Raw genomic sequence first — 22,266 nt, 5'->3', positions numbered from 1 at the left:
AAAATAAGTTTCATATTGCATTAAAACAAGGTGGGCTGCTCAGAATCGTCATCATTTGATTTGATTTCACTATTGGTTGAATCAATCGATTCCTCGTCCACAACTTCAATTTCGTTTGCTACCTGTTGTTTTGGCTCCTCATAAGGCAAGGGGTCAAGTTGATTGATATTCTTAACTTTTAGACTGGTTAATTGATTGCCCAAAGCTTTGATTCCCTTTACTGAGATAAAATCTTCGACATCAACACTTAGGTTGGGTTTCGCCTCTTTGCCCCTAGGTTTTGCGAATTCTACTTCGAAAACCGGCCGCCATTCCGTACTTATGATTTCCAGCTGTGATTTACCATGTTCCGAAATCACCAATTCCTCCTTATTGGAATTCTCTATTAGAAAACGCTTGATATAATAACGTTCTTTATCCCCATCATAATAGACAACAGATATGGGCTTCTGCGGATTCCATTTTTCAAGCACAATCAAGTCGTCATCAAAATGGGTGTTCATTTCCGGAGGAATAACCTTGACAAACCCCCGTTGATTGACCACCAATAATTGATCTTCTGCCCTAAAATCACCTAACAACTCACCCCTCCCATCAACATTAAGTCGCTGCACAACATCATCAAACCAAATCTTACGAGGTTTCAAGGTACTTAAGCCTTTCTCTTTAAGTTCAATTCTTTTTACGGCATATTTGGTTACAATATTACCCTTAGAGGCACGACCTTTTATAAGTACATCGGCAAAGTCCAAATCCCATTTTAGTTTTTTGATACTGCCCGATTGCCTTAAATGTACAGCAACCACTTCAGCTTCGCCATTGGGATTCGCAGAAAAATAAAGTACGTCTGAGCTCGCTTTTCCCGTGGTCAAATCATACAATTTGTCTCGCGTGATACTAGTAACATTAAAACGTTTGATATAACTCGGACCGCCCCTACCTTCTTTGTATATCATATTGTAGGTAGTGCGCTTATCCTTTTTCTTGAATACGGCTACATGTAAAATATTCTTTCCTACAAAAGTCTTGCTATCCACTTTCGTTACCATCATTTCGCCATTCTTGGTAAAAACGATAATATCATCAATGTCACTGCAGTCTGTAACATATTCGTCTTTTCGCAAAGAAGTACCCACAAAACCTTCTTCACGATTTACATAGAGTTTTGTGTTTCGAATTACAACCTTTGTGGCTTCTATATCATCGAATATTCGAATCTCTGATTTCCGCTCTCTTCCTTTCCCGTATTTCTTCTTCAATTCTTTGAAGTAGTCGATAGCGAATTCAATAAGGTTCGCCAAATATCCTTTTGTTTCTGAAATTCTATCTTCCAGTCCTTCAATATATTGCTTAGCCTTATCTAAATCAAATTTTGAAATTCGTTTGATTCGTATTTCTGTGAGTTTGGTAATGTCATCAACAGTTACTTCTCGCTTTAAATGCTTGGTATGTGGCTTTAATCCTTTGTCGATGGCAGCGATAACACCTTCCCAGGTTTCCTCCTCCTCAATATCCCGATAAATCCTGTTTTCAATAAATATGCGCTCAAGACTGGCAAAGTGCCATTGCTCTTCCAATTCATCGAGCTGAATTTCAAGTTCTTGCTTTAGTAATTCAACCGTATTATCAGTTGACCGCTGCAACATTTCCGTTACGCCCAGAAAAACTGGCTTGTTATCTTCTATTATACAACCCAAAGGTGATATTGAAGATTCGCAGGCAGTAAAAGCATAAAGGGCATCAATGGTTTTGTCCGGAGAAATACCACTTGGTATATGAACGAGTATCTCAACTTCTGCCGCAGTATTATCTTCGATTTTTTTAACCTTAATCTTGCCTTTATCGTTGGCTTTTAGGATCGAATCGATTAAACTTGAGGTGTTTGTTCCGTATGGTATCTCCCTAATTACCAGTGTATTTTTATCAAAAGATTCAATCTTTGCTCGAACTCTTATTTTTCCACCACGCATTCCATCATTATAGTTGCTGACATCTATAATTCCGGCTGTTGGAAAGTCGGGGAAAATAGAAAAACGCTTCCCTTTGAGGTGTTTTATTGATGCGTCTATTAATTCGTTAAAATTGTGAGGAAGAATTTTTGTGGAAAGACCGACTGCAATACCCTCTGCTCCTTGAGCCAATAGTAGCGGAAATTTTACAGGAAGATTAATTGGTTCTTTTTTTCGGCCGTCATACGATAACTGCCAGTCCGTGATTTTCGGGCTGAATACCACATCCAAGGCGAACTTCGAGAGCCTAGCCTCAATATATCTGGACGCGGCCGCACTATCACCAGTTAAAATATTTCCCCAGTTCCCTTGTGTATCTATTAAAAGGTCCTTCTGCCCTATTTGAACCATGGCATCCCCAATACTTGCATCCCCATGCGGGTGGTATTGCATTGTATGGCCGACAACGTTGGCAACTTTATTGTACCTGCCATCATCCAATTCTTTTAGCGAATGCATGATTCTGCGTTGCACGGGCTTAAAACCATCTTCAATAGCTGGGACGGCACGTTCCAAAATCACATAAGATGCGTAGTCAAGAAACCAGTCTTTGTACATGCCGGTAACCTTGGTCAGCGTATCACCTGAAGCCTGCTCTTCGTTAGAAAAATCGTTGTTCAATTCTTCGTTCTCTTCCATTTATACCTTTCTCACTTTCAATTAGTTTTCATCAACTAAATCAAGTTCTACTTTCAAGTTGTTAATTATGAATTTTTGACGGTCAGGTGTATTTTTACCCATGTAAAATTGGAGCAATTGGTCAATTGACATTGCCTTGTCGAGCATCACAGGTTCCAATCTAATATCATCACCTATAAAGTGCTTGAACTCATCTGGCGAAATTTCACCTAACCCCTTAAACCTGGTAATCTCAGGTTTGCCAGATAGTTTTTCGATTGCAGCTCTTCGCTCCTCTTCTGAATAACAATAAATCGTTTCCTTCTTATTTCTGACCCTAAATAAAGGAGTTTGCAAAATATACAGATGGTTCTCTTTTATGAGTTCAGGAAAAAATTGAAGAAAGAAGGTTATCAAGAGCAGTCGAATGTGCATGCCGTCAACGTCCGCATCAGTTGCAATGACGATATTGTTGTATCTAAGGTCCTCTAATGAATCTTCAATGTTCAAGGCAGCTTGCAACAGATTGAATTCTTCATTCTCATAGACGATTTTTTTGCTCATGCCATAGGAGTTCAAGGGTTTTCCCCGTAAACTGAAAACGGCTTGCGTATTTACATCCCTTGATTTGGTGATTGACCCAGAGGCCGAATCCCCTTCTGTTATAAACAGCGTTGTTTCCAACCTTCGGTCTTTTTTCATGTCCTGCAAGTGGACACGGCAATCACGCAATTTTTTATTGTGCAGACTTGCCTTTTTAGCTCGTTCCCTAGCTAGCTTACGTATTCCCGAAAGTTCTTTTCGTTCTTTTTCGGCCTGTACGATTTTCTTTTGTATGGCTTCTGCGGTCGTTGGATTCTTATGAAGAAAATTATCTAAATACTTTCCGACAAAATCGTTAATATAGGTACGAACAGTTGGCAATTCACCGCCCATATCGGTACTACCCAACTTGGTTTTGGTCTGACTTTCGAAGACCGGCTCCATTACTTTAATTGAAATGGCAGAAATAATTGATTTTCTGATATCTGAAGCATCATAATTTTTATTGTAATGCTCGCGTAAAGTCTTTACAATGGCTTCTCTGAAGGCAGCTTGATGGGTACCTCCTTGGGTGGTGTGCTGCCCATTCACAAATGAATGATACTCTTCACTGTATTGAGTTCGACTATGGGTGAGCGCAACTTCGATATCATTTCCTTTAAGGTGAATTATCGGATAAAGAAAATCCTCTTGATTGTTGTTGTCTTCCAACAAATCCTTCAACCCGTTTTCAGAATGGTATTTCTCGCCATTAAAAACAATGGTCAATCCTGGATTGAGGTAAACATAGTTTTTGAGCATGCGTTCTACATACTCGTTTCGGTATTTGTATTTCTTGAATATTGTACCGTCTGGTATAAAGCTAACCAAGGTACCTCGTCGCTTTGAAGAATCCGCCAATTCTTCATTGACCAAATTTCCCGTTTCGAATTCGGCGGTCTTGGTTTGTCCATCTCTCGTGGACTGCACCTTAAAAGTTGTGGATAGCGCATTTACAGCCTTGGTTCCTACTCCATTTAGTCCAACTGATTTTTTGAATGCCCTAGTGTCGTATTTACCACCGGTATTCATTTTTGAAACAACATCTACAACTTTACCCAAAGGAATACCACGGCCATAGTCCCTTACAGAAACAGTGCTCTCATCTATTTTGATTTCAATTGTCTTACCGGCCCCCATCACAAATTCATCGATACAGTTATCGATAACCTCTTTTAAGAGAATATAAATACCGTCATCTGCAGAAGAACCGTCACCAAGTTTACCAATATACATCCCTGGACGCATCCGAATATGCTCCTTCCAATCGAGTGAACGTATATTATCTTCAGTATACTTTGTGGATGATGCCATAAAATCGTGGGATTAGCCCGTCTAATATAGAATTATGGCATAAAAATCGAAATGTACCAGTAAGAAAGTAATCAACAATTAAGGTCAAAAAGTTGTTGATATGTATTTCTAAGAGGACTTATTCCTTTTAAGTGAGAATTAGATTATACCAAATATTACGCTAAACATTGCAAATAACTGAATCGCACTTTAACGCTCTTAAATTAGGATTTAGTCCCCATATTATTATGAAGACAAGGTAAACACTCCATTAAATCGGAGATAATGTAATTAATTTCTTAATTACAATTGCCATTTCGTAAATCTTGTAAAAGTGGATTAAAGCTATTTCCCGATACGTTATATTCCCCGTCCCATCCTGATGAAATAATTTCATTTAAACCACAGAAATCGACTAGGCTAACGTTATCAGTGATATTTAAAAATTCACCTGTATATTCGGTTACACTTGACATAAAATCTAAATTACTTAAGTCACCATTTCCGGAGATTTCAATTTCATTTATTCGTTCCAGATTTGGAAATTCGATTACCGTTAAAAGGTTTGAATTAAATCTAAAAGTTAATTTGTCGAGATTCACTAATGATTCGAAACCTTCTATGGTTTGCAAACTGAAGTTAGAATTGATTAGTATCTCTTCAACAGACTCAAGATTAGTAAAGCCAGAAATACTATTTAGCATTGAATTTCCGTCTATTACAAGTAAATTACTTATTGATTTAAGATTATTGGCAAAATTAATTTCTATAAGAGCAGTGTTTGTGGTTATAGTCAAACTACCCCTCAAAGTTTCAAAAGATTCGAAACCAGAAATTGAATTTAAACTTTCATTAAGACCGATAAATATGCCGTTAATATCATTTTCTATAAGCGAATTAAAACCAGTGATTTCAGTTAGTTGATCATTTGCTTCGATATTTAGAAAACCAATTGAGATTAAGCTATTAAAGCCACCTAATCTAACAAGGCCATCATTATTACTAAATATTACGGCTCCCTCTACAAATTCAAGATTTGGGAAATCTATTTCCTCAATACCTGTATTCCCAAGGATTAATAACTCTTTTAAAGAGCTAACACCATTAAGACTAGACAAGCTTTTTAACTCCGGGTTATTGTCTATTCGAATTATAGATAGATTACCGGAAATACCTTGAAGACCTTCAATATTATTCAAAATACTATTGCTTTCTATTGTAAGTTCTCCTGCGAATTCCATTAAAGTTTCTAGCCCGTTTAGATTCATCAAAATACGGTTTGACCCAATTCTAATATCTCCACCAATAGTTTTTAATCCATTTAATGCCAATAAATTTGTTAAGTCAGCGGGAACACCATCTAAAATTTCTAAATTCCCAGTAATTTCCGTGTAGCCCTCAGCCCCAAAATCATCCACTTGTTGTTGTGAGGTTAAAATAACATCTCCGTCAAATATTTTTTGAACAGGCTCAGGCTCAAGAGTGGTAAACTGTTGTTGACTGCCGTATGCCGTACCTTCTGAATTGATGGCATAGGCTCTTATAAAATAATTCGTATTCGAATCCAAATCGACAATCGAAGTTGAAAAGCTTCCGGTTCCGTTTCCTACCGTCTGTTTGTTATTTGAAGTCGTCGGATTTGCTCTAGTGCTCCAGACTACACCCCTTTCGGTTACACTTGCCCCCCCGTCACTTGTTATATTGCCCCCAACAGTGACTGAATTTTCGGTTATTTCAGTTGCCAAATTGGTTGTTAAACTTGGAAGATTGATAATAACCTCCATTTCTTCCGGAGATTCAGAACTGGAGCAACCAGTTATTATAACTATTAGTACTAATGAAAATAAGAAGTGTTTCATTTGAATTGGTTAGTGTTATATAAATTTCAAAGTTAATTATCTCAACTTTTAAAAAATGAGCTTCTCCATAAAGGTTTTATTCTTTTTATTTCTTCTTACCCTTGATTGACAGGTAGGTCACACCAAATATTACAATAGCCATTCCAAAAAGCTGTATTGCACTCAAGCGTTCATCGATAAATATATATGCTAATAAGATTGTGGTCACAGGCCCTATGCTGCCAAGTATAGAGAAATTTGAAGCCCCCAATCGCTTAATCGACTCCGAAACCAAGAACGAAGGAACGATCGTTGCCACCACCGCCATTAGTAGTATATAACCATAAACTGCAAGAGGAAAATGAAATAAATCCCAATCCCCAGCTATCACATAATGCGCCAAAACACAAACAGTAGAAGAAAGCATGGCGATACATGTAAACCGTAATGTTCCAAATTTTGGAATCAACCAACCACTACCAACCAAATAGGCCGCATAGGTAATAGCGCAAAGCAAAATCCAAAAAGCTCCCAATAAGGTTTTATCACCAGATATTTCAACCTCACTCCAAAATGTCACTAAAACACCCAAATAGGTAATTGCAATGGCAATCGCCTGGACTTTTGTGATTTTGGTTCTAAATACCAACCAGCCAAGGAACACAACAATGGTAGGATATATGAAGAGAATGATACGTTCCAAGCCTGCCTTTAAATAATTAAGGCCTAAAAAGTCAAAATAGCTTGCGAGATAATACCCTAAAAGACCGAAAAGAAAAACCCAAACGTAATCAATACCGGAAATAGCATCTTTTCTTTTCTCACCTTTTGAAAAAACCAGTATCAATAGATAGAAAGGTGCTGAAAAAAGCATTCTAAAGAGTAGCAATTCCAAGGTATCCACATCGTACTCATAAACAAGCTTCACGATTACAGCCTTGGAGGAGTGCATAATGACCCCAACAATACCAAAAAGGATTCCCAATCCGCCCAAAAGCTTATTGTCGCTCATGAAGTAAAGCTATGGCAATTGCAGAATAAGAATTACTGCAACCTTCGGAAAGTATGATGGTCAACAACTAAACATTGAACCTAAAATGCATGACATCACCATCTTTTACCACATATTCCTTTCCTTCCACGCGCATTTTACCAGCTTCTTTGACCTTGGCTTCGCTCCCAAAGGAAGTATAATCTTGGTAGGCAATAACCTCTGCACGAATAAACCCTTTTTCGAAATCGGTATGTATCACTCCAGCAGCTTGAGGTGCAGTGGCTCCCTTTTTTATGGTCCATGCCCGAACTTCTTTTTCTCCTGCTGTAAAATAGGTCTCAAGGTTCAAAAGCTTATAAGCTCCTCGAATCAATTTTGCAGATCCTGGTTCTGAAAGTCCTAGATCTTCCAAGAAAAGTTGGCGCTCTTCGTAGGAATCCAATTCATTAATATCGGCTTCCGTGCCAACAGCTAAGTATATTACCTCTGCATTTTCATCCTTAACGGCTTCTTTTACTTTTTCAACATAGGCATTACCGTCAACCGCAGCAGCTTCATCAACATTACAAACATACATTACCGGCTTATCGGTTATCAGCTGCAAAGGTTTCACGAAATCAATTCTATCATTCTCACTTACTTCTATACCTCGTACTGACAAACCACTTTCCAAGCCCGATTTCAATGCTTGCAGCACTGCCGCTTCCTTTTGGGCATCCTTATTTCCTGTCTTGGCTGCACGGCCAACCTTATCCAACTTTTTTTCAACGCTTTCCAGGTCCTTAAGCTGCAATTCAATATCAATGGTCTCTTTATCTCTAATCGGGTCAACCGAACCATCTACATGTACCACATTATCATTATCAAAACACCGCAAAACATGTAAAATGGCATCAGTTTCACGAATGTTTCCTAAAAACTGATTTCCCAGTCCTTCACCCTTGCTCGCCCCTTTAACCAAACCGGCAATATCAACTATTTCTACGGTTGCCGGAATTACTTGTTGCGGATTAACCAATTCCTCTAACTTTTCCAATCGGGTATCGGGTACATTGACCACACCAATATTGGGTTCAATAGTGCAGAATGGAAAATTGGCGCTTTGCGCCTTGGCATTGGACAAACAATTAAAAAGCGTTGATTTACCAACATTGGGAAGACCTACGATTCCAGCTTTCATGTATAAAATTTAAGGCAGCAAAGATAGTTCGAAGAATGGAAACTTAACTATAATCGATTGAACATAGAATAGGTGATATATCCTATTATAAAAAGAATGGCCAAAATGACCAATGTAGATAGAAAACAACCCACCTTCATCCAAATACCACTATATTCCTTTTCTTTCTCAGACATGCGCGGCAAGATACTGAACAATAAAATGGCCAACAAAATACATTATGGTTTTGGTATATTTATGAGATGTCAAAAATTACACTACAAGGCTTTAAATTCGATGAAAAATCATCATTTCTAAAGGGACCAGCTTTAGCACCACCGTTGGTTCGTGAGGCATTTCATTCTCCATCTGCAAATTATTATTCTGAGAGTGGCGTGTATATTTCAGAGGAATTAATTCTGGACTGTGGGGATTTTGAGATTAATGATTATTTCGAAATTGAACGCATCACCAAAAAAAATCTAAAATCTGGTAATCCAGTGTTAACTTTCGGTGGTGATCACTCCATAACCTACCCCGTTTTAAAGGCATTACATGAAAAACATGGGGAAATTGGAATCCTACACATCGATGCCCACGGTGATTTATACACAGATTTTGAAGGTGACTCGTATTCCCACGCTTGTCCCTTCTACAACATAATGAAGGATGGTTTGAGTACTGACCTTACGCAAGTAGGAATACGCACCTTAAGTGAGGAACAGCGCAAAAATGCAAGAGAATTTGGTGTCAAAATCATCGAAATGAAAGATTTTGAATTGTTTGAAATGCCCAAGTACCAAAAACCAATTTACCTTTCTTTGGATATTGATGCTTTGGATCCTGCATTCGCACCTGGAGTCTCACACCACGAACCGGGGGGCTTAAGCACCCGACAAGTAATTGAAATTATTCAAAATATTCCTGTGCCATTGTTAGGTGCTGATATTGTTGAATACAACCCGGAAAGGGATATTAACGGCGTAACCGCAATGGTATGCGCTAAATTGATGAAAGAAATTGTAGAAAAAATGCTGTAATTACCCGTCTGGGTGCATAAACTTCTGCTTGCCTAAAAGTTCATCTTCGGACTCCACCCTATCTTCATCAGGAACGCAGCAATCTACCGGACAAACAGCAGCACATTGTGGTTCTTCATGAAAGCCCATGCACTCCGTACACTTATCAGGAGCTATATAGTATATCTCGTCGCTTATTGGTACCTGAACCTCGTCAGCATTAACCGCCTTTCCATCTGGCAATACTACGTCGCCGGCCAATGATGTGCCATCACTATATCTCCATTCATCTGCACCCTCGTAAATTGCCGTGTTCGGACACTCTGGCTCACAGGCGCCACAGTTTATACACTCATCCGTTATTATAATTGCCATTATTTTCCTTTTTCAATGCGTAATTTTGACAAAATTAAATCCTACTAATTCAGTATACAAATTTAATGTTGCAAGAACTACCTCATTTAGAAGCTTTTGTTAAACTTGGAGCTGTTCTTCGTGATTTTTGTGAAAATCCTAATGGCAATAAAGGAGTTTGGACCGATAATTTAAACGAGGTGCTCCTTACTGCAAAAGCTCAAAACGGATGGTTTACCCTAGAAAATTTAAATTTTGCCTTAAAACAATGGGGTGATTGCCTTACTGAAGAAAATTTGACACAGTGGTTAGGTTCGTACACAATTGAACCTGTGAAAAGGCCTAAGACCATTGCAATTATTATGGCGGGTAACATTCCACTAGTTGGTTTTCATGACTTTATCAGTGTTCTTTTTTCAGGAAATAAGGTACTTGCCAAATTATCCGACAACGACAAAGTGCTGCTCCCCTATCTAACCAAATTTTTAATCGAGCAGGATGCTTCGCTGTCACAAAAAGTTGAATTTTCTGCAAGCAAGCTTGAGAATTTTGATGCAATAATCGCAACAGGCAGTGATAATACAAGTCGCTACTTTGAATATTACTTTGGAAAGTACCCAAATATCATTCGAAAAAACAGAAACTCCTTAGCCATTTTAACTGGAGGTGAAAATCAAGGACAATTAAAAGCACTTGGGGAAGATATTTTCCGGTATTTCGGTTTAGGCTGCAGAAGTGTATCCAAATTACTTGTTCCTAAAGACTACGAATTCGATTCCTTGTTTGAGGCTATTCAAGAATGGGATTCCCTAACTGAAAATCATAAATACAACAACAACTACGATTATAACAAGGCGGTATACCTTATGTCTGATTTTAAATTTCTAGATACGGGGTATTTGCTCGTGAAGGAAGATAGTCTTTTCTCTTCGCCCATCGCAACACTAAATTATTCAACATATACATCAGTGAATAATCTGAAAACATTGCTTGAAACAAATAATGAATCCATTCAATGCGTGGTTTCTGGTGGGATTTTTGAAGATACAGTTGATTTTGGTCAAACGCAGACTCCTAAGTTGAACGATTATGCTGATGGGATTGACACCATTGATTTTCTGGTTAATCTTTGAACATAGCGTTTTTCCTTCCCCTCATTTTTTCAGACCTTTACAGCTTGTTTATCAAATAACGATACCTAAATGAAAAAACACAATTTTAGCGCAGGCCCATGCATTTTACCACAAGAAGTAATGCAAAAGGCCGCAGAAGCTGTAGTTGAATTGGATGGCAGTGGCCTTTCACTTATTGAAATCTCCCACCGGAGCAGTGCTTTCGTGGAAATCATGGAAAAAGCAAGGTCACTCGCACTAGAACATTTGGGTTTATCTGATAAAGGGTACACAGCACTTTTTCTGCAGGGCGGAGCAAGTCAACAATTTTTGAATGTTGCCTATAATTTGTTGGAAGATAAAGCTGGATACGTCAATACAGGAACCTGGAGTCTAAAAGCAATTAAAGAGGCCAAAATCTTTGGTGAAATTGTAGAAGTTGCCTCTTCTCAAGAATCCAATTTCAATTACATCCCAAAAGGCTACACCATTCCTCAAGGATTGGACTATTTACACCTTACGTCTAACAATACCATTTTTGGTACCCAAATAAAAGAATTCCAAAAAACCGATTCTACCTTGGTTTGTGATATGAGTTCTGATATTTTTTCCCGTCAATTGGATTTTTCTCAATTCGACCTAATTTATGCTGGGGCCCAAAAGAACATGGGGCCGGCAGGAACCACCCTAGTTGTCATTAAAGACGGTGTGCTGGGAAAAGTTTCCCGTAAAATTCCTTCAATGTTGGATTATCAAGTACACATTGGAAAGGACAGCATGTTCAATACGCCACCTGTCTTTCCGGTATATGTCTCAATGTTGACCATGCAATGGTTGAAAGATATAGGAGGTATCAGTGCAATCGAGGAGATAAATGATAAGAAAGCCAGCTTAATTTATTCTGAAATTGACTTAAACCCTTTGTTTTCAGGCTTTGCAGCGAAAGAAGACCGTTCGAACATGAACGCAACCTTTAATTTGACAGATGCCACCTTGAAAGAAACTTTCGACCAGATGTGTAAAGAGGCAAATATCAATGGTATCAATGGCCACCGCTCTGTGGGTGGTTACCGTGCATCTATGTACAACGCAATGACTTTAGAGAGTGTTGGTGTTTTGGTCGATGTTATGAGCGAACTTGAACGAAAAGCATAATCTATGAAGGTATTGGCCAATGATGGCATTTCCAATTCAGGAAAAGAAAAACTTACTGAAAATGGTTTTGAGCTTATTGAAACGAAGGTGGCTCAGGAGCAACTTGTTAAGTATATTAATGAAAACAACATTGTTGCCCTTCTAGTACGCAGTGCGACACAAGTAAAGAAAGATGTTATTGATGGCTGTCCAAATCTTAAATTAATTGGTCGTGGTGGCGTAGGCATGGACAACATTGATGTTGACTACGCAGAATCAAAGGGCATTCATGTCATTAATACCCCGAACGCCTCGTCAGATTCGGTAGCCGAGTTGGTCTTTGCACATATTTTTTCTGGTTCAAGGTTTCTCTACGATTCCAATAGGAATATGCCACTCGAAGGTGATTCCAAATTCAAGGCCCTTAAAAAATCGTATGCGAATTCTACTGAAATTAAAGGAAAGACCATTGGGATTATAGGTTTTGGGAGAATTGGTAGAGCTGTTGCAAAAAGAGCTTTAGGCCTTGGTATGGCAGTTATTTTTCATGATAGCCATCACCAAGAAAAACAAACGATTCGTTTGGAATTCATTGAAGGAAAATTTTTGGAGTTTGTGGTGAAGCCTAAAAAATTGGATGAATTACTTTCTGCAGCTGATTTTATAAGTATTCATCTACCTGCACAAAAGAATGCCGTTATTGGAGAAGCCGAATTGAGCAAAATGAAAACTACTTCAGGTATTATTAATACCTCACGAGGCGGACTTATTGATGAAGTGGCTTTAGTTGATGCATTGGATAACGGAAAACTCGCATTTGCGGGTCTTGATGTCTTTGAAGATGAGCCCTCACCTGCCATTAAAGTACTTATGAATCCTAGAATATCGCTTTCTCCTCATATAGGGGGCTCAACGCTTGAGGCCCAACAGCGAATTGGACTTGAATTGGCCAATCAAATGATTGAAATACTAAAGTAAACCCTTCATTTGGACTTTGGAATAAGGTAGATTTTTGTACTTTACGCCCTAACTGTAAACACTATAGAAATGTCTGGATTACTAGATTTGATAAACAGCCCAATGGGCAAGCAAATAATAAGTGGCGTAGCCGGTCAAACCGGTCAATCGGAAGGAAAAACAGCCGATGTTATGCAAATGGCACTGCCAATATTAATGGGTGCAATGAAAAGAAATGCGAGTACCCCGGGCGGAGCCCAAGGGCTTTTCAATGCACTTAGCAATAAACACGACGGTAGCATTCTTAATGATTTAGGAGGGCTATTCGGTGGTGGTGTCGACCAAAATGTTATGGATGATGGCGCTGGAATTTTGGGGCATATTTTGGGAAGCAAACAACCTCAAGTTGAAAATGCACTCAGTAGAAAATCTGGAATGGATGCTGGCTCCATTGCACAAATTCTAAAAATTGCTGCACCGATTTTGTTGGGCTACTTAGGAAAACAATCTAGACAACAAAGCGTAAGTAATCCAGACGCCATGAGCGGACTGCTTGGCGGTTTACTTGGTGGAGGTAGAAATGCAAACAAACAACAATCACTTATAGAGTCCTTGCTTGATTCTGATGGCGACGGAAGTTACATCGACGACTTGGCCGGAATGGTTCTTTCAGGGAACAAGAAAAGTGGAGGCTTAGGTGGTCTTCTCGGCGGCTTATTCGGAAAATAGAATTCTTTCACAAGAGAAATAAAAAGCCATTTCGATTTCGGAATGGCTTTTGCTATCTTAGGATACTATGAAAAAAGAAATCTTACGGGGCATTTCACTGGCAATTTTATGCTTATCGATGTTGGGATGTGCTTCGCAAAAAGAATCACTGCAGGTATCTGAAAATGAGTCTGAAATTTTTGATTCCGAAGATGAGCAGGCCGTAGAGATATCCGATGCGGAAACAGAATACGAAATCATTATTATCGAGCCCGGTTTTTACACCTGGCTAAACAGTATAGCCAGACCTTCGGGTTACTATACGCAATCATGGCTGGAGAACCGAAATCAAATATTGGTCTTGAATTGGAACCAAAGGGTTTTGCAACCAAGACAATTTGACCCAAACCTATATATATGGCAAATTGATTACGACCCCCAGATTGATTATGGCTACGAAGTAAACTGGAAACTCTACAATTACTTCATCTATTTCCAACGCAAGTACCGTCAACGTTTGAGTGCTTTTGTACCCCGCATCTAAATCCTATTTTTGCTGCTTATAGTATTTTATGAATCGCATTAAAAAGCGCTGGGACATTAACAAGAACTGGCAATATCTTTTTCCAGTTTTAGGGTCTTTGATGATACTGCTTACTGCTTACTACATCGCCAGAAAGTTTTTACATCTTTTCGATTTGAACAATTCAGCTTGGGAATGGCCATTCACTTTAACCATTACCCTTGTGGGATATTTTATCGCCCTTCGATTCTTTCTGTGGTGTTTTGAGAAATTGAAAAATAAGTGGATAACGACCTATAGGTGGGAAATGATAGCGATTTTCATTGTTTTTGCAATTACTGGAAGTTTATCAGCAAGATTAGCAGCCCCATTGCTGGATTTGATTGGTATACATTCGGAAAACCTAAGCGGCTGGTTTTATTGGCCTATTCGAATTTTAATAATTCTACCCATTTATCAAGTTCTCCTGGTCATTGTAGGCTGGTGCTTTGGACAGTTCCAATTCTTCTGGAACTTTGAAAAGAAAATGCTAAGGCGTATGGGACTTGGTTTTTTATTAAAATAAATTATGATTTTCTTAACAGTGGTTGTTGTTGCATTGAAGTTAGATTTGCTTGGCTATGAATAACGCTGGCAAAATACTTTTCTCTTTCGCCTTGATGGTTTTAATGCTGCTCAAGGTGTCGGCTATTCATATCTACGAACATTCTGAAGAGGATTCAGGCCATGAAGAATGTCATCTTTGCGAATTGGCAATGGAAAATCAGGTTGCAGAGCTTGAATTACAGCCGGATTTTAGGATTTCTCCAGAAGTAATTTCTCACATTGATATTGTTAAAACCTTTGGGCAACCTAAAACAAAAGTTGCAACAACCAACAAATCGTACTTCTTCTTACGCCCCCCTCCCAGAAGCGTTTGATATTCCGTAATCACTAAACGCTCCAAACGAAAATTCGTTTATTCTTGCCTTTTGGCAACCTATAATTTATATGAGATTTATAATTGCAACGATGCTTTTTTGTCATCATTTGATGGGTTTTACACAAGTATGTGAAGCTTCTTTAACGGGAAATGTTATCGATTTTCATGATAGAAGTCCACTAGCCCGGGCCACCATTACGGTTATTGGTCAAGAGGCTACCGTGGTTTCAAATGAAGATGGCAGTTATAGCTTTGAAGGCCTTTGTCCTGGCAATTTTGAGCTCGAGGTATCGCATCCAGAGTGCAGTACACTATTCATTCCCATATCGATTAATGGTAAAACCAAACTTGATATTCGTCTTGAACACCACTTGGAAGAACTTAATGAAGTTCAGGTCGTGGGTGATGTTGTCCCCTCAGAGACCAATTCAGCCCAAGAATTGGTTTTAGATACGCAGACCATAGAACGATTTAGTGCGGCAACTTTGGGGGACGCTTTACGTGAATTGGTCGGTGTTTCCAGTTTTAATACAGGCGCCAACATTGTGAAACCAACTATACATGGTCTTACAGGTAGCCGTGTATTGGTTTTAAATGATGGAGTGCGCATGCAGGATATGGAATGGGGCGATGAACACGCTCCTAATGTTAGCATTAATGGCGCACAAAGTGTTTCCGTAGTCAAAGGTGCATCTGCATTAAAATATGGTGGTGATGCCATTGGCGGGGTTATTTTAATTGATAAAGGCCAACCAATTAAATCCGATACCCTCTTTGGTAAGACCCTGATTAACGGAGTAAGCAATGGACGAGGAGGCGGTATCACTTCAGAATTAACGAAATCATACCACAAAGGTTGGTTTATTAATGGGCAAGCTTCATACCGCAGATTAGGAGACCAAGAAGCTCCAGACTATATTCTTTCAAATACGGGCACCCAAGAGTTAAGTACTACATTGGCCTTTGGAAAAAGAACATTTGAATGGGGTTGGGATGCCACTTATTCATTTTATGAAGCCGATATCGCCATTCTTAGGGCATCACACATTGGCAGTGTTGATGATTTGATTCGAAGTATTAATAGCGGTCAACCATTGATTATTCGTGATTTTACTTACGATTTACAAAATCCCAAACAAGAGGTTCGTCATCATTTAGGTAAACTTAATCTTTACAAACGATTTGAAGGACTTGGAAAATGGAACGTACAATACGATTTTCAAAATAACAGGAGGTTCGAATTTGATGTAAGACGTGGTGATCGTGATGATGTTCCAGCAATAGATTTGGAATTGACCACACATACCCTTTCTACTGACTTTATATGGGATGCCAACAATAATATTAATATCAATGTTGGTCTTTTAGGGCGTTATCAAGACAATTTTGCCAATCCTGATACTGGGGTGAGAAGGTTAATACCTGACTATGATAGATTCGAGCTTGGCTCATTCGCAATAGCCGAATATCACCTAGGTGAAAACTGGATTTTCGATGCGGGTGTGCGTTATGACTTTACACAAATAGACGCAAAAAAGTTCTACAGGACCTCAAGATGGGAAGAACGGGGCTATGATACGGAATTTGAAGATTTGATTATTGACGATTTAGGAACACAGTTATTGACAAATCCGGTTTTTAAGTACAATAACATTTCTGGGACCATTGGAGGAAATTTTTCAAAGTCCAATTTTGACAGTTTCAAATTCAATTATGCCATTGCGCAAAGGGCTCCAAATCCTTCAGAATTGTTCAGTGATGGTCTACACCATTCGGCTGCACGTATTGAATTGGGAGACTTACGCATTAAAAGTGAAACCTCACACAAAATCAGTTTATCCAAAAAGAACGATTTTGAAAAATGGGGATTTCAGCTAGAACCCTATGCGAATTTTATTTCTGATTTTATCTTATTGGAGCCTACTGATGTTGAATTTACCATTAGAGGAGCTTTTCCGGTGTGGAGTTATGTGCAAACTGATGTCCGCTTATTAGGTTTAGACGCTTCATTTTATTCCAATTGGACAACAAATTTAAAATCACAGCATCAATTCTCTATAGTAAAAGGAAAGGATACAGGCAGGGATGCTGCACTGATAAATGTGCCCGCAGCCAATATTCGCAATAGTTTGACCTTTTCTAAACCGGACTGGAAAGGTTTTGAGTTAGACATAAGAAGCAACTACGTTTTTATGCAAAATGAGGTGCCACCAAACATATTCGTTTTCTCACCCCAACAAAATGAAGAGGTTGAGATAGCCGTTAATTCTGCCCCCGCAGCCTATCATTTATTGGGCATGGACCTTCGTTCGCAATTCAGGTTTGGCAAGGTAACCTTTACTCCTAGCCTAACGATAAATAATATACTCAATACAACATACAGAGACTATTTAAATCGACAGCGTTATTTCGCAGACGATTTAGGTCGAAACTTTATTTTACAATTAAAATTTAATTATTAACACGCAATTCTTTAATCATGAAAACACTTAAATTTTTATCAATCTTTTTTATGGCAGGGCTTCTTTTTGTTGCATGTTCTGATGATGATAGCAATCCTACACCAGTAGATGAAGAAGAGGTTATCACTACAATGACAATCACCTTGACTCCAGTTGGTGGTGGTGACACAATTACATTTCAAACCCAAGATTTGGATGGTGACGGACCTGGGGCGCCCAATGTGACAGTTTCAGGTAATTTAGCTGGTAACACTACTTACAATGGTTCTATTGTTTTACTTAACGAAACAGAGAGTCCTGCTGAAAATGTTACCACAGAGATTGAAGAAGAAAATGATGAACATCAATTTATTTTTGAAATTGGGGGGTCTGTTGCCAGTGCCGCTGCTACCGACCAAGATGGTAATGGAAATCCAGTTGGTTTAAGTTTTGCATTAGTAACGAATACGGCTGGAGCAGGAACACTTACTGTTACGCTACGTCATAAACCAACAAAACCAAATGACGGTACGCTAGCTGGTGCTGGTGGTGAAACTGATATTGCAGCAACATTTAACTTCAATATTACTCTGTAAAAAGGGAATAAGGAAAAACACACAAATCTCCCAAACCTCAATTCTTTCTAGGTTTGGGAGGCTTTACCTTTAATTCTTTTCTAATAGACAGTCTTCTTCTACTAACTCGGTTTCGATAGTATAATGATCAAATTGATATTCCTCCAATAAGTCCTTTACTTCAATTTTAAGCTCGACTAGTTGCTCCAAACGTTCGATGTTCCTCAATTTGATATGCGTGGTAAAGACGTGATTTTCGCCTTCCAAGGACCATACATGGGTGTGGTGCAGGGATGCCACGTTTTCCATGCTGGAAATTTTGGACTTGATGACATCCATATCTATGTCCTTTGGAACACCTTGCAAAAACAGATATAGAGTCTCCTTAAGCCGTTTAACTACGTTGTATAAAATGTAAAGCGAGATTACAAGAGAGAGTGCTGGATCTAGATAATGTATATCCTTAAAGCTCAGCACGATTGCAACTATCAGTACTGCCACCCACCCAAGCACATCTTCGAGCAGGTGCCAAGAAACCACCTTTTCGTTCAGGGATTTGCCCTTGCCGACCTTCCAAGCGGCATATCCATTTACGGCCACACCGATGATGGCAAAGACAATCATTCCCTTTGCATCGGAATGTTCTGGCTCTAGAATCCTTCCAACCCCTTCATATATCACATATACGGAACCTACAATGAGCACCACGCTATTGATCAAAGCACCCAAGAGGGAAAAGCGTCTATAACCAAAGGAAAATCTTGAATTTGCCTTTTGTTTTGACTTTTTGTCCAAATACCAGGATGTGCCCAACGAGAGACTATCGCCCAAGTCGTGAACCGCATCCGATATTATGGCTATACTGTTGACGTAAATTCCTCCAATGAATTCCAAAATAGTGAACCCGAGATTCAGGAAAAAAGCCATTTTTAGGTTTTTGTTGGAGTTATGATGGTGGTGATTGTGTCCCATTTAAACTCTTTTGTACGTTTTCAGGATATGGGCCAAATCCTTTGGGAGTTCCATCTTCTTCAATGGCGGCACATTGCTTCCCCCCGTATTGCCAAGGGGCACATGGTCAATGAATGATTTCCAACCCCCGACCAATAAACGAATCAATTGTCCAAAAATCTCTTTTACATTTTGCTGACGTAAACCAAATTTCAGCATGAGCCAATGTGAATAGGTATGCTCAAATGGATAGGACTGCCCGAGAATATGGGAACGTTCAAGATGGTGCCAAGCTTGGGACAAATTTCCACTTTGCATTGAAAAACGGTACAGGTTCAATTCGTTCAGATAAAAACCTCTTAAGCCTTTTGGAATAAACGTGTTTAATTTCATCATTCATTTTTTCAAGCTCAAGATATGTCATAGGGCAATGCAATGGAAGTGCATTTATTGACCGCTACATTTATCGCAAATTCCTTTTAGTACCAAGTTGGCATCCTCGGCGACAAAACCATCAGGCAGATTGATATGAGGGATTTTCTGTTCGGTTAGGCATATGGTCTCACCACAAATGGTGCAATGAAAATGGAGATGCAGGTCTCTTTCCAATTCACAATTACAGCCTTCTTCGCACAAAGCATATTTCATAATGCCCGAACCGTCGTCTATTTGATGGACGACCCGTTTTTGCTCAAAGGTTTTTAGGGTCCTGAAAAGGGTTGTCCTGTCCGCTTTCGCGAAAGCGTTTTCTATATCTGACAACGTAGTTGCCACTTTGGATTTGGCAAGATGTTGAAATACCAAAAGCCGCATTGCCGTTGGTCGTATACCTTTGCTTTCCAAAAATTTATCTGAAGGTATCATAGTATTGTTCGGTTTAATGGTTGTCCTCGTTCCCAAATGGTTTCAAAATAACGCCTACACTAAAAATAAATCCGTCCGTAGGGGCATAAATTTCTGGGAAGGTAGGGTTTTCGTGTGGCGGTAGTACCAAAGGTGAAAAACGGCTCTGTCTTCGGTCCGTAAAGTTCTCAAAATTCACAAACGTACTTCCCCATTTAAAATTACGCATTGCGAGCAATCCCATCGTAAAAAAGTCTGTTGTTTCCATACCATTGGACAGCAATTGTTTTCCCGTGTAATAGGTCTCATAACCAATACGCCATTTTTCAGATTCATACATCAAAACACTACCTGCATTATGCCGAGCAGTTAGTGGTTTTTGCGGATTACCAGGTAGATAATTGAGTCGTGTATCAATAAATGCATAGTTCAAAAACCACCTAAAATCTTCATAGGTAAACTTGATGTTCGTTTCTGCACCTCTACTAAGAATTTCACCAGATGCATTTTCAAACCGAAAGAAATCATCAGCATTAGGATTGAGTAGCAATCCATCCCTAATGGCGGTGAGATAAAACAATTGATTGATAGAAAAGCCTATGTCGTCCGTCAACCTAGTTTGGTAGTTAAAATCCAAATTGAGACCGTAAGAACGTTCTGCTTTCAGCAAATCTTTATCAATTCGTAATACATTTCTAAAGTTGATGAATTCAGCTTCTTCAGTAAATATATCTGGAACCCTGTAGCCCAAGCCACCACCAAGCCTACTGGAAAAGTTATTGTTCGATTTAAACAACAGTGAAACCCTAGGTAGTGCAAAAAGCCCCCAGTCAATGGCATAATCCGTACGTAGTCCCGTTTCAAGAATCCATAGTTCAGAAAGGTCAAAAATGGCATTGGCGAACAATCCCGCTGTAACATCTTGTTGGTCGCGTTCCAATGGATTGTCCCGCTCGTCAAATGATGTGGTATAAAGGTTCGCACCCAAAACCCAATCTGACCTAATCCCCTGTTTCTGATAGGCCGCTTCTGTAAAAGTGTTCCATTGATTGCCTTTAAAGAACAAATCGGGTATTTCCAAACTCCTATCAAAAAAAGCAATGCTGTTCTTTATGGAAATGGATTGAACGGAATCTAACCGAGACTCAAAAACAGCTTGTGTGCTTACTCGTTTTGATAGGTTTTCTTCCGTAAATTGATGGATGCCATTTTCACCTTCTTCAATTTTTGTAATATCCCCACCTATTCTGTCATCATAAGTTCCATTGATTCCAAACCAAAACGTTGTGTTGTTCGAAGGATAGTAAAATAGTTTAGGGTTAAAACTTATAGATTGGGTCAGGGGTAAATTACTAAAGCCATCATTCTCAGGGTCAAAAGCTTTTTGGTAATGACCCGAGCCGTAAAGTGTCCAACCCCATTTGTCCTTTCGCTCCCCATAAAAAATATTGGCCGTACTTCCCAGTGCCTGTGTCTGCGTTAGCATGATATCTAAAGTTGGCTCTTCTTCGGGTGTTTTTGAGACCATGTTTACCAAGCCTGCAATGGCACCACCTCCATATAATGTTGATGAACTTCCCTTAATGATTTCAAATTGCCTTAAGTCCAATGGAGGTATCTGTAAAATGCTCAATCCACTTGAAAAACCACTGTAAAGTGGAAAACCATCGCGCAATAGTTGGGTGTAACGCCCATCCAAACCTTGAATTCTAATATTGGTATTTGCACTGCTCAGTGAGGTCTGCTGCATTTGGATCCCTGTACTTTCTCGCAAGACTACCGATACATTTGCAGGATTCATAATAGCTTTTTCACCCAGTTCTTCAGCACCTATATACTCTATCCGTGTTGGTATCCTTTGGATGGTACGGGTACTTCTGGTGGATTGAACCACTACTTCATCCAAGGCGTTGGCACTTTCTTCTAAGTAGAATATTAGTTCTGTAGCAGTTGGGACTGAAATGGATATTTCCCTTGTTTCAAAGCCCAAATAGGAAATTTGAATCTCGTAGGTCCCATTGGGAATTTCCCCCAGAATGGCAATTCCGTCAAAATTGGTGGTCGCACCCTTGTCCAGCGAGGCGATGTATACCGTAGCTCCAAGCAAAGGTTCTTTTTCTTTCTTGGTAAGTACTTTAATTTCCAATATGTTTTGTGCGATACTGGATGCGCAAAACATGAGCATGAGCCCAAAGCTCATTATGTATTTGGTCATTTTAACTAGAATAAACTGT

Annotated in this window: 21 protein-coding genes; 10 read left to right on the top strand and 11 right to left on the bottom strand. The window is 39.2% G+C overall.

All coding sequences use genetic code 11. The features are described 5' to 3' along the window. Positions 1–20: 20 nt before the first annotated feature. The 6 genes from HCU67_RS09680 to HCU67_RS16730 all read right to left on the bottom strand — a co-directional run bounded on the left by HCU67_RS09680 (position 21) and on the right by HCU67_RS16730 (position 8,690). The gene (locus tag HCU67_RS09680) at positions 21–2,648 is read right to left on the bottom strand and encodes a DNA gyrase/topoisomerase IV subunit A (RefSeq protein ID WP_168552428.1); all 2,628 of its coding nucleotides are present in this window, start codon (positions 2,646–2,648) and stop codon (positions 21–23) included. Positions 2,649–2,669: 21 nt separating this feature from the next. Beyond that, the gene (locus HCU67_RS09675) at positions 2,670–4,523 is read right to left on the bottom strand and encodes a DNA topoisomerase IV subunit B (RefSeq protein ID WP_168552427.1); all 1,854 of its coding nucleotides are present in this window, start codon (positions 4,521–4,523) and stop codon (positions 2,670–2,672) included. 278 nt (positions 4,524–4,801) lie between these two features. Next, the gene (locus HCU67_RS09670; protein ID WP_168552426.1) at positions 4,802–6,361 is read right to left on the bottom strand and encodes a fibronectin type III domain-containing protein; all 1,560 of its coding nucleotides are present in this window, start codon (positions 6,359–6,361) and stop codon (positions 4,802–4,804) included. An 85-nt stretch (positions 6,362–6,446) separates the two neighbouring features. After that, the gene (locus HCU67_RS09665; protein ID WP_168552425.1) at positions 6,447–7,352 is read right to left on the bottom strand and encodes a DMT family transporter; all 906 of its coding nucleotides are present in this window, start codon (positions 7,350–7,352) and stop codon (positions 6,447–6,449) included. A gap of 67 nt (positions 7,353–7,419) precedes the next feature. After that, positions 7,420–8,514 carry a redox-regulated ATPase YchF gene (gene ychF, locus HCU67_RS09660; protein ID WP_168552424.1) on the bottom strand — a complete coding sequence of 365 codons (1,095 nt, stop codon included), beginning with the start codon at positions 8,512–8,514 and terminating at the stop codon, positions 7,420–7,422. Between the two features lie 47 nt (positions 8,515–8,561). After that, on the bottom strand, positions 8,562–8,690 hold the full coding sequence (locus HCU67_RS16730) for a hypothetical protein (protein ID WP_282597827.1): 129 nt from the start codon (positions 8,688–8,690) through the stop codon (positions 8,562–8,564). A gap of 66 nt (positions 8,691–8,756) precedes the next feature. Here HCU67_RS16730 and speB point away from each other — a divergent pair, with 66 nt between their 5' ends. Then, the gene (gene speB, locus HCU67_RS09655; protein ID WP_168552423.1) at positions 8,757–9,533 is read left to right on the top strand and encodes an agmatinase; all 777 of its coding nucleotides are present in this window, start codon (positions 8,757–8,759) and stop codon (positions 9,531–9,533) included. Here speB and HCU67_RS09650 read toward each other — a convergent pair whose 3' ends face one another. Further along, positions 9,534–9,887, bottom strand: a complete 354-nt coding sequence (locus HCU67_RS09650) for a 4Fe-4S dicluster domain-containing protein (RefSeq protein ID WP_168552422.1) — start codon at positions 9,885–9,887, stop codon at positions 9,534–9,536. Positions 9,888–9,952: 65 nt separating this feature from the next. On the opposite strand from HCU67_RS09650, the gene HCU67_RS09645 reads away from it, so the two are divergent. The 9 genes from HCU67_RS09645 to HCU67_RS09605 all read left to right on the top strand — a co-directional run bounded on the left by HCU67_RS09645 (position 9,953) and on the right by HCU67_RS09605 (position 18,259). Further along, a complete protein-coding gene (locus HCU67_RS09645; protein ID WP_168552421.1) occupies positions 9,953–10,999 on the top strand; it encodes an acyl-CoA reductase in 1,047 nt (348 codons plus the stop codon). A 69-nt stretch (positions 11,000–11,068) separates the two neighbouring features. Beyond that, positions 11,069–12,133 (top strand): 3-phosphoserine/phosphohydroxythreonine transaminase, encoded by a 1,065-nt coding sequence (serC, locus tag HCU67_RS09640; RefSeq protein ID WP_168552420.1) that lies wholly within the window; start codon positions 11,069–11,071, stop codon positions 12,131–12,133. Positions 12,134–12,136: 3 nt separating this feature from the next. After that, on the top strand, positions 12,137–13,090 hold the full coding sequence (locus HCU67_RS09635) for an NAD(P)-dependent oxidoreductase (protein WP_168552419.1): 954 nt from the start codon (positions 12,137–12,139) through the stop codon (positions 13,088–13,090). Between the two features lie 69 nt (positions 13,091–13,159). Continuing rightward, the gene (locus tag HCU67_RS09630) at positions 13,160–13,798 is read left to right on the top strand and encodes a DUF937 domain-containing protein (RefSeq protein ID WP_168552418.1); all 639 of its coding nucleotides are present in this window, start codon (positions 13,160–13,162) and stop codon (positions 13,796–13,798) included. 67 nt (positions 13,799–13,865) lie between these two features. After that, positions 13,866–14,321, top strand: a complete 456-nt coding sequence (locus HCU67_RS09625) for a DUF6146 family protein (RefSeq protein ID WP_168552417.1) — start codon at positions 13,866–13,868, stop codon at positions 14,319–14,321. A 28-nt stretch (positions 14,322–14,349) separates the two neighbouring features. Further along, complete coding sequence (locus HCU67_RS09620; RefSeq protein ID WP_168552416.1) at positions 14,350–14,865, top strand: DUF6787 family protein; 516 nt, start codon at positions 14,350–14,352, stop codon at positions 14,863–14,865. A gap of 55 nt (positions 14,866–14,920) precedes the next feature. Continuing rightward, on the top strand, positions 14,921–15,220 hold the full coding sequence (locus HCU67_RS09615; protein WP_168552415.1) for a hypothetical protein: 300 nt from the start codon (positions 14,921–14,923) through the stop codon (positions 15,218–15,220). A 70-nt stretch (positions 15,221–15,290) separates the two neighbouring features. Further along, positions 15,291–17,684 carry a TonB-dependent receptor gene (locus HCU67_RS09610; protein ID WP_168552414.1) on the top strand — a complete coding sequence of 798 codons (2,394 nt, stop codon included), beginning with the start codon at positions 15,291–15,293 and terminating at the stop codon, positions 17,682–17,684. A gap of 17 nt (positions 17,685–17,701) precedes the next feature. Continuing rightward, entirely contained in the window at positions 17,702–18,259 is a 558-nt protein-coding gene (locus HCU67_RS09605; protein WP_168552413.1) for a type 1 periplasmic binding fold superfamily protein, read from the top strand. A gap of 69 nt (positions 18,260–18,328) precedes the next feature. Here HCU67_RS09605 and HCU67_RS09600 read toward each other — a convergent pair whose 3' ends face one another. Genes HCU67_RS09600 through HCU67_RS09585 form a run of 4 tightly spaced genes read right to left on the bottom strand, consistent with a single transcriptional unit; the run spans position 18,329 to position 22,247 of the window. Next, on the bottom strand, positions 18,329–19,210 hold the full coding sequence (locus HCU67_RS09600; RefSeq protein WP_168552412.1) for a cation diffusion facilitator family transporter: 882 nt from the start codon (positions 19,208–19,210) through the stop codon (positions 18,329–18,331). Continuing rightward, positions 19,211–19,585, bottom strand: a complete 375-nt coding sequence (locus HCU67_RS09595; protein WP_428047031.1) for a DUF3703 domain-containing protein — start codon at positions 19,583–19,585, stop codon at positions 19,211–19,213. A 51-nt stretch (positions 19,586–19,636) separates the two neighbouring features. After that, positions 19,637–20,053 carry a Fur family transcriptional regulator gene (locus HCU67_RS09590; protein ID WP_168552410.1) on the bottom strand — a complete coding sequence of 139 codons (417 nt, stop codon included), beginning with the start codon at positions 20,051–20,053 and terminating at the stop codon, positions 19,637–19,639. A gap of 13 nt (positions 20,054–20,066) precedes the next feature. Further along, entirely contained in the window at positions 20,067–22,247 is a 2,181-nt protein-coding gene (locus HCU67_RS09585) for a TonB-dependent receptor (RefSeq protein ID WP_168552409.1), read from the bottom strand. Positions 22,248–22,266 lie beyond the last annotated feature (19 nt).

Origin of the sequence: Croceivirga thetidis, from assembly GCF_012272815.1 — a bacterium.
In the GTDB taxonomy this organism is placed as follows: domain Bacteria; phylum Bacteroidota; class Bacteroidia; order Flavobacteriales; family Flavobacteriaceae; genus Croceivirga; species Croceivirga thetidis.
This window is presented reverse-complemented; position numbering and strand designations above follow the sequence as displayed.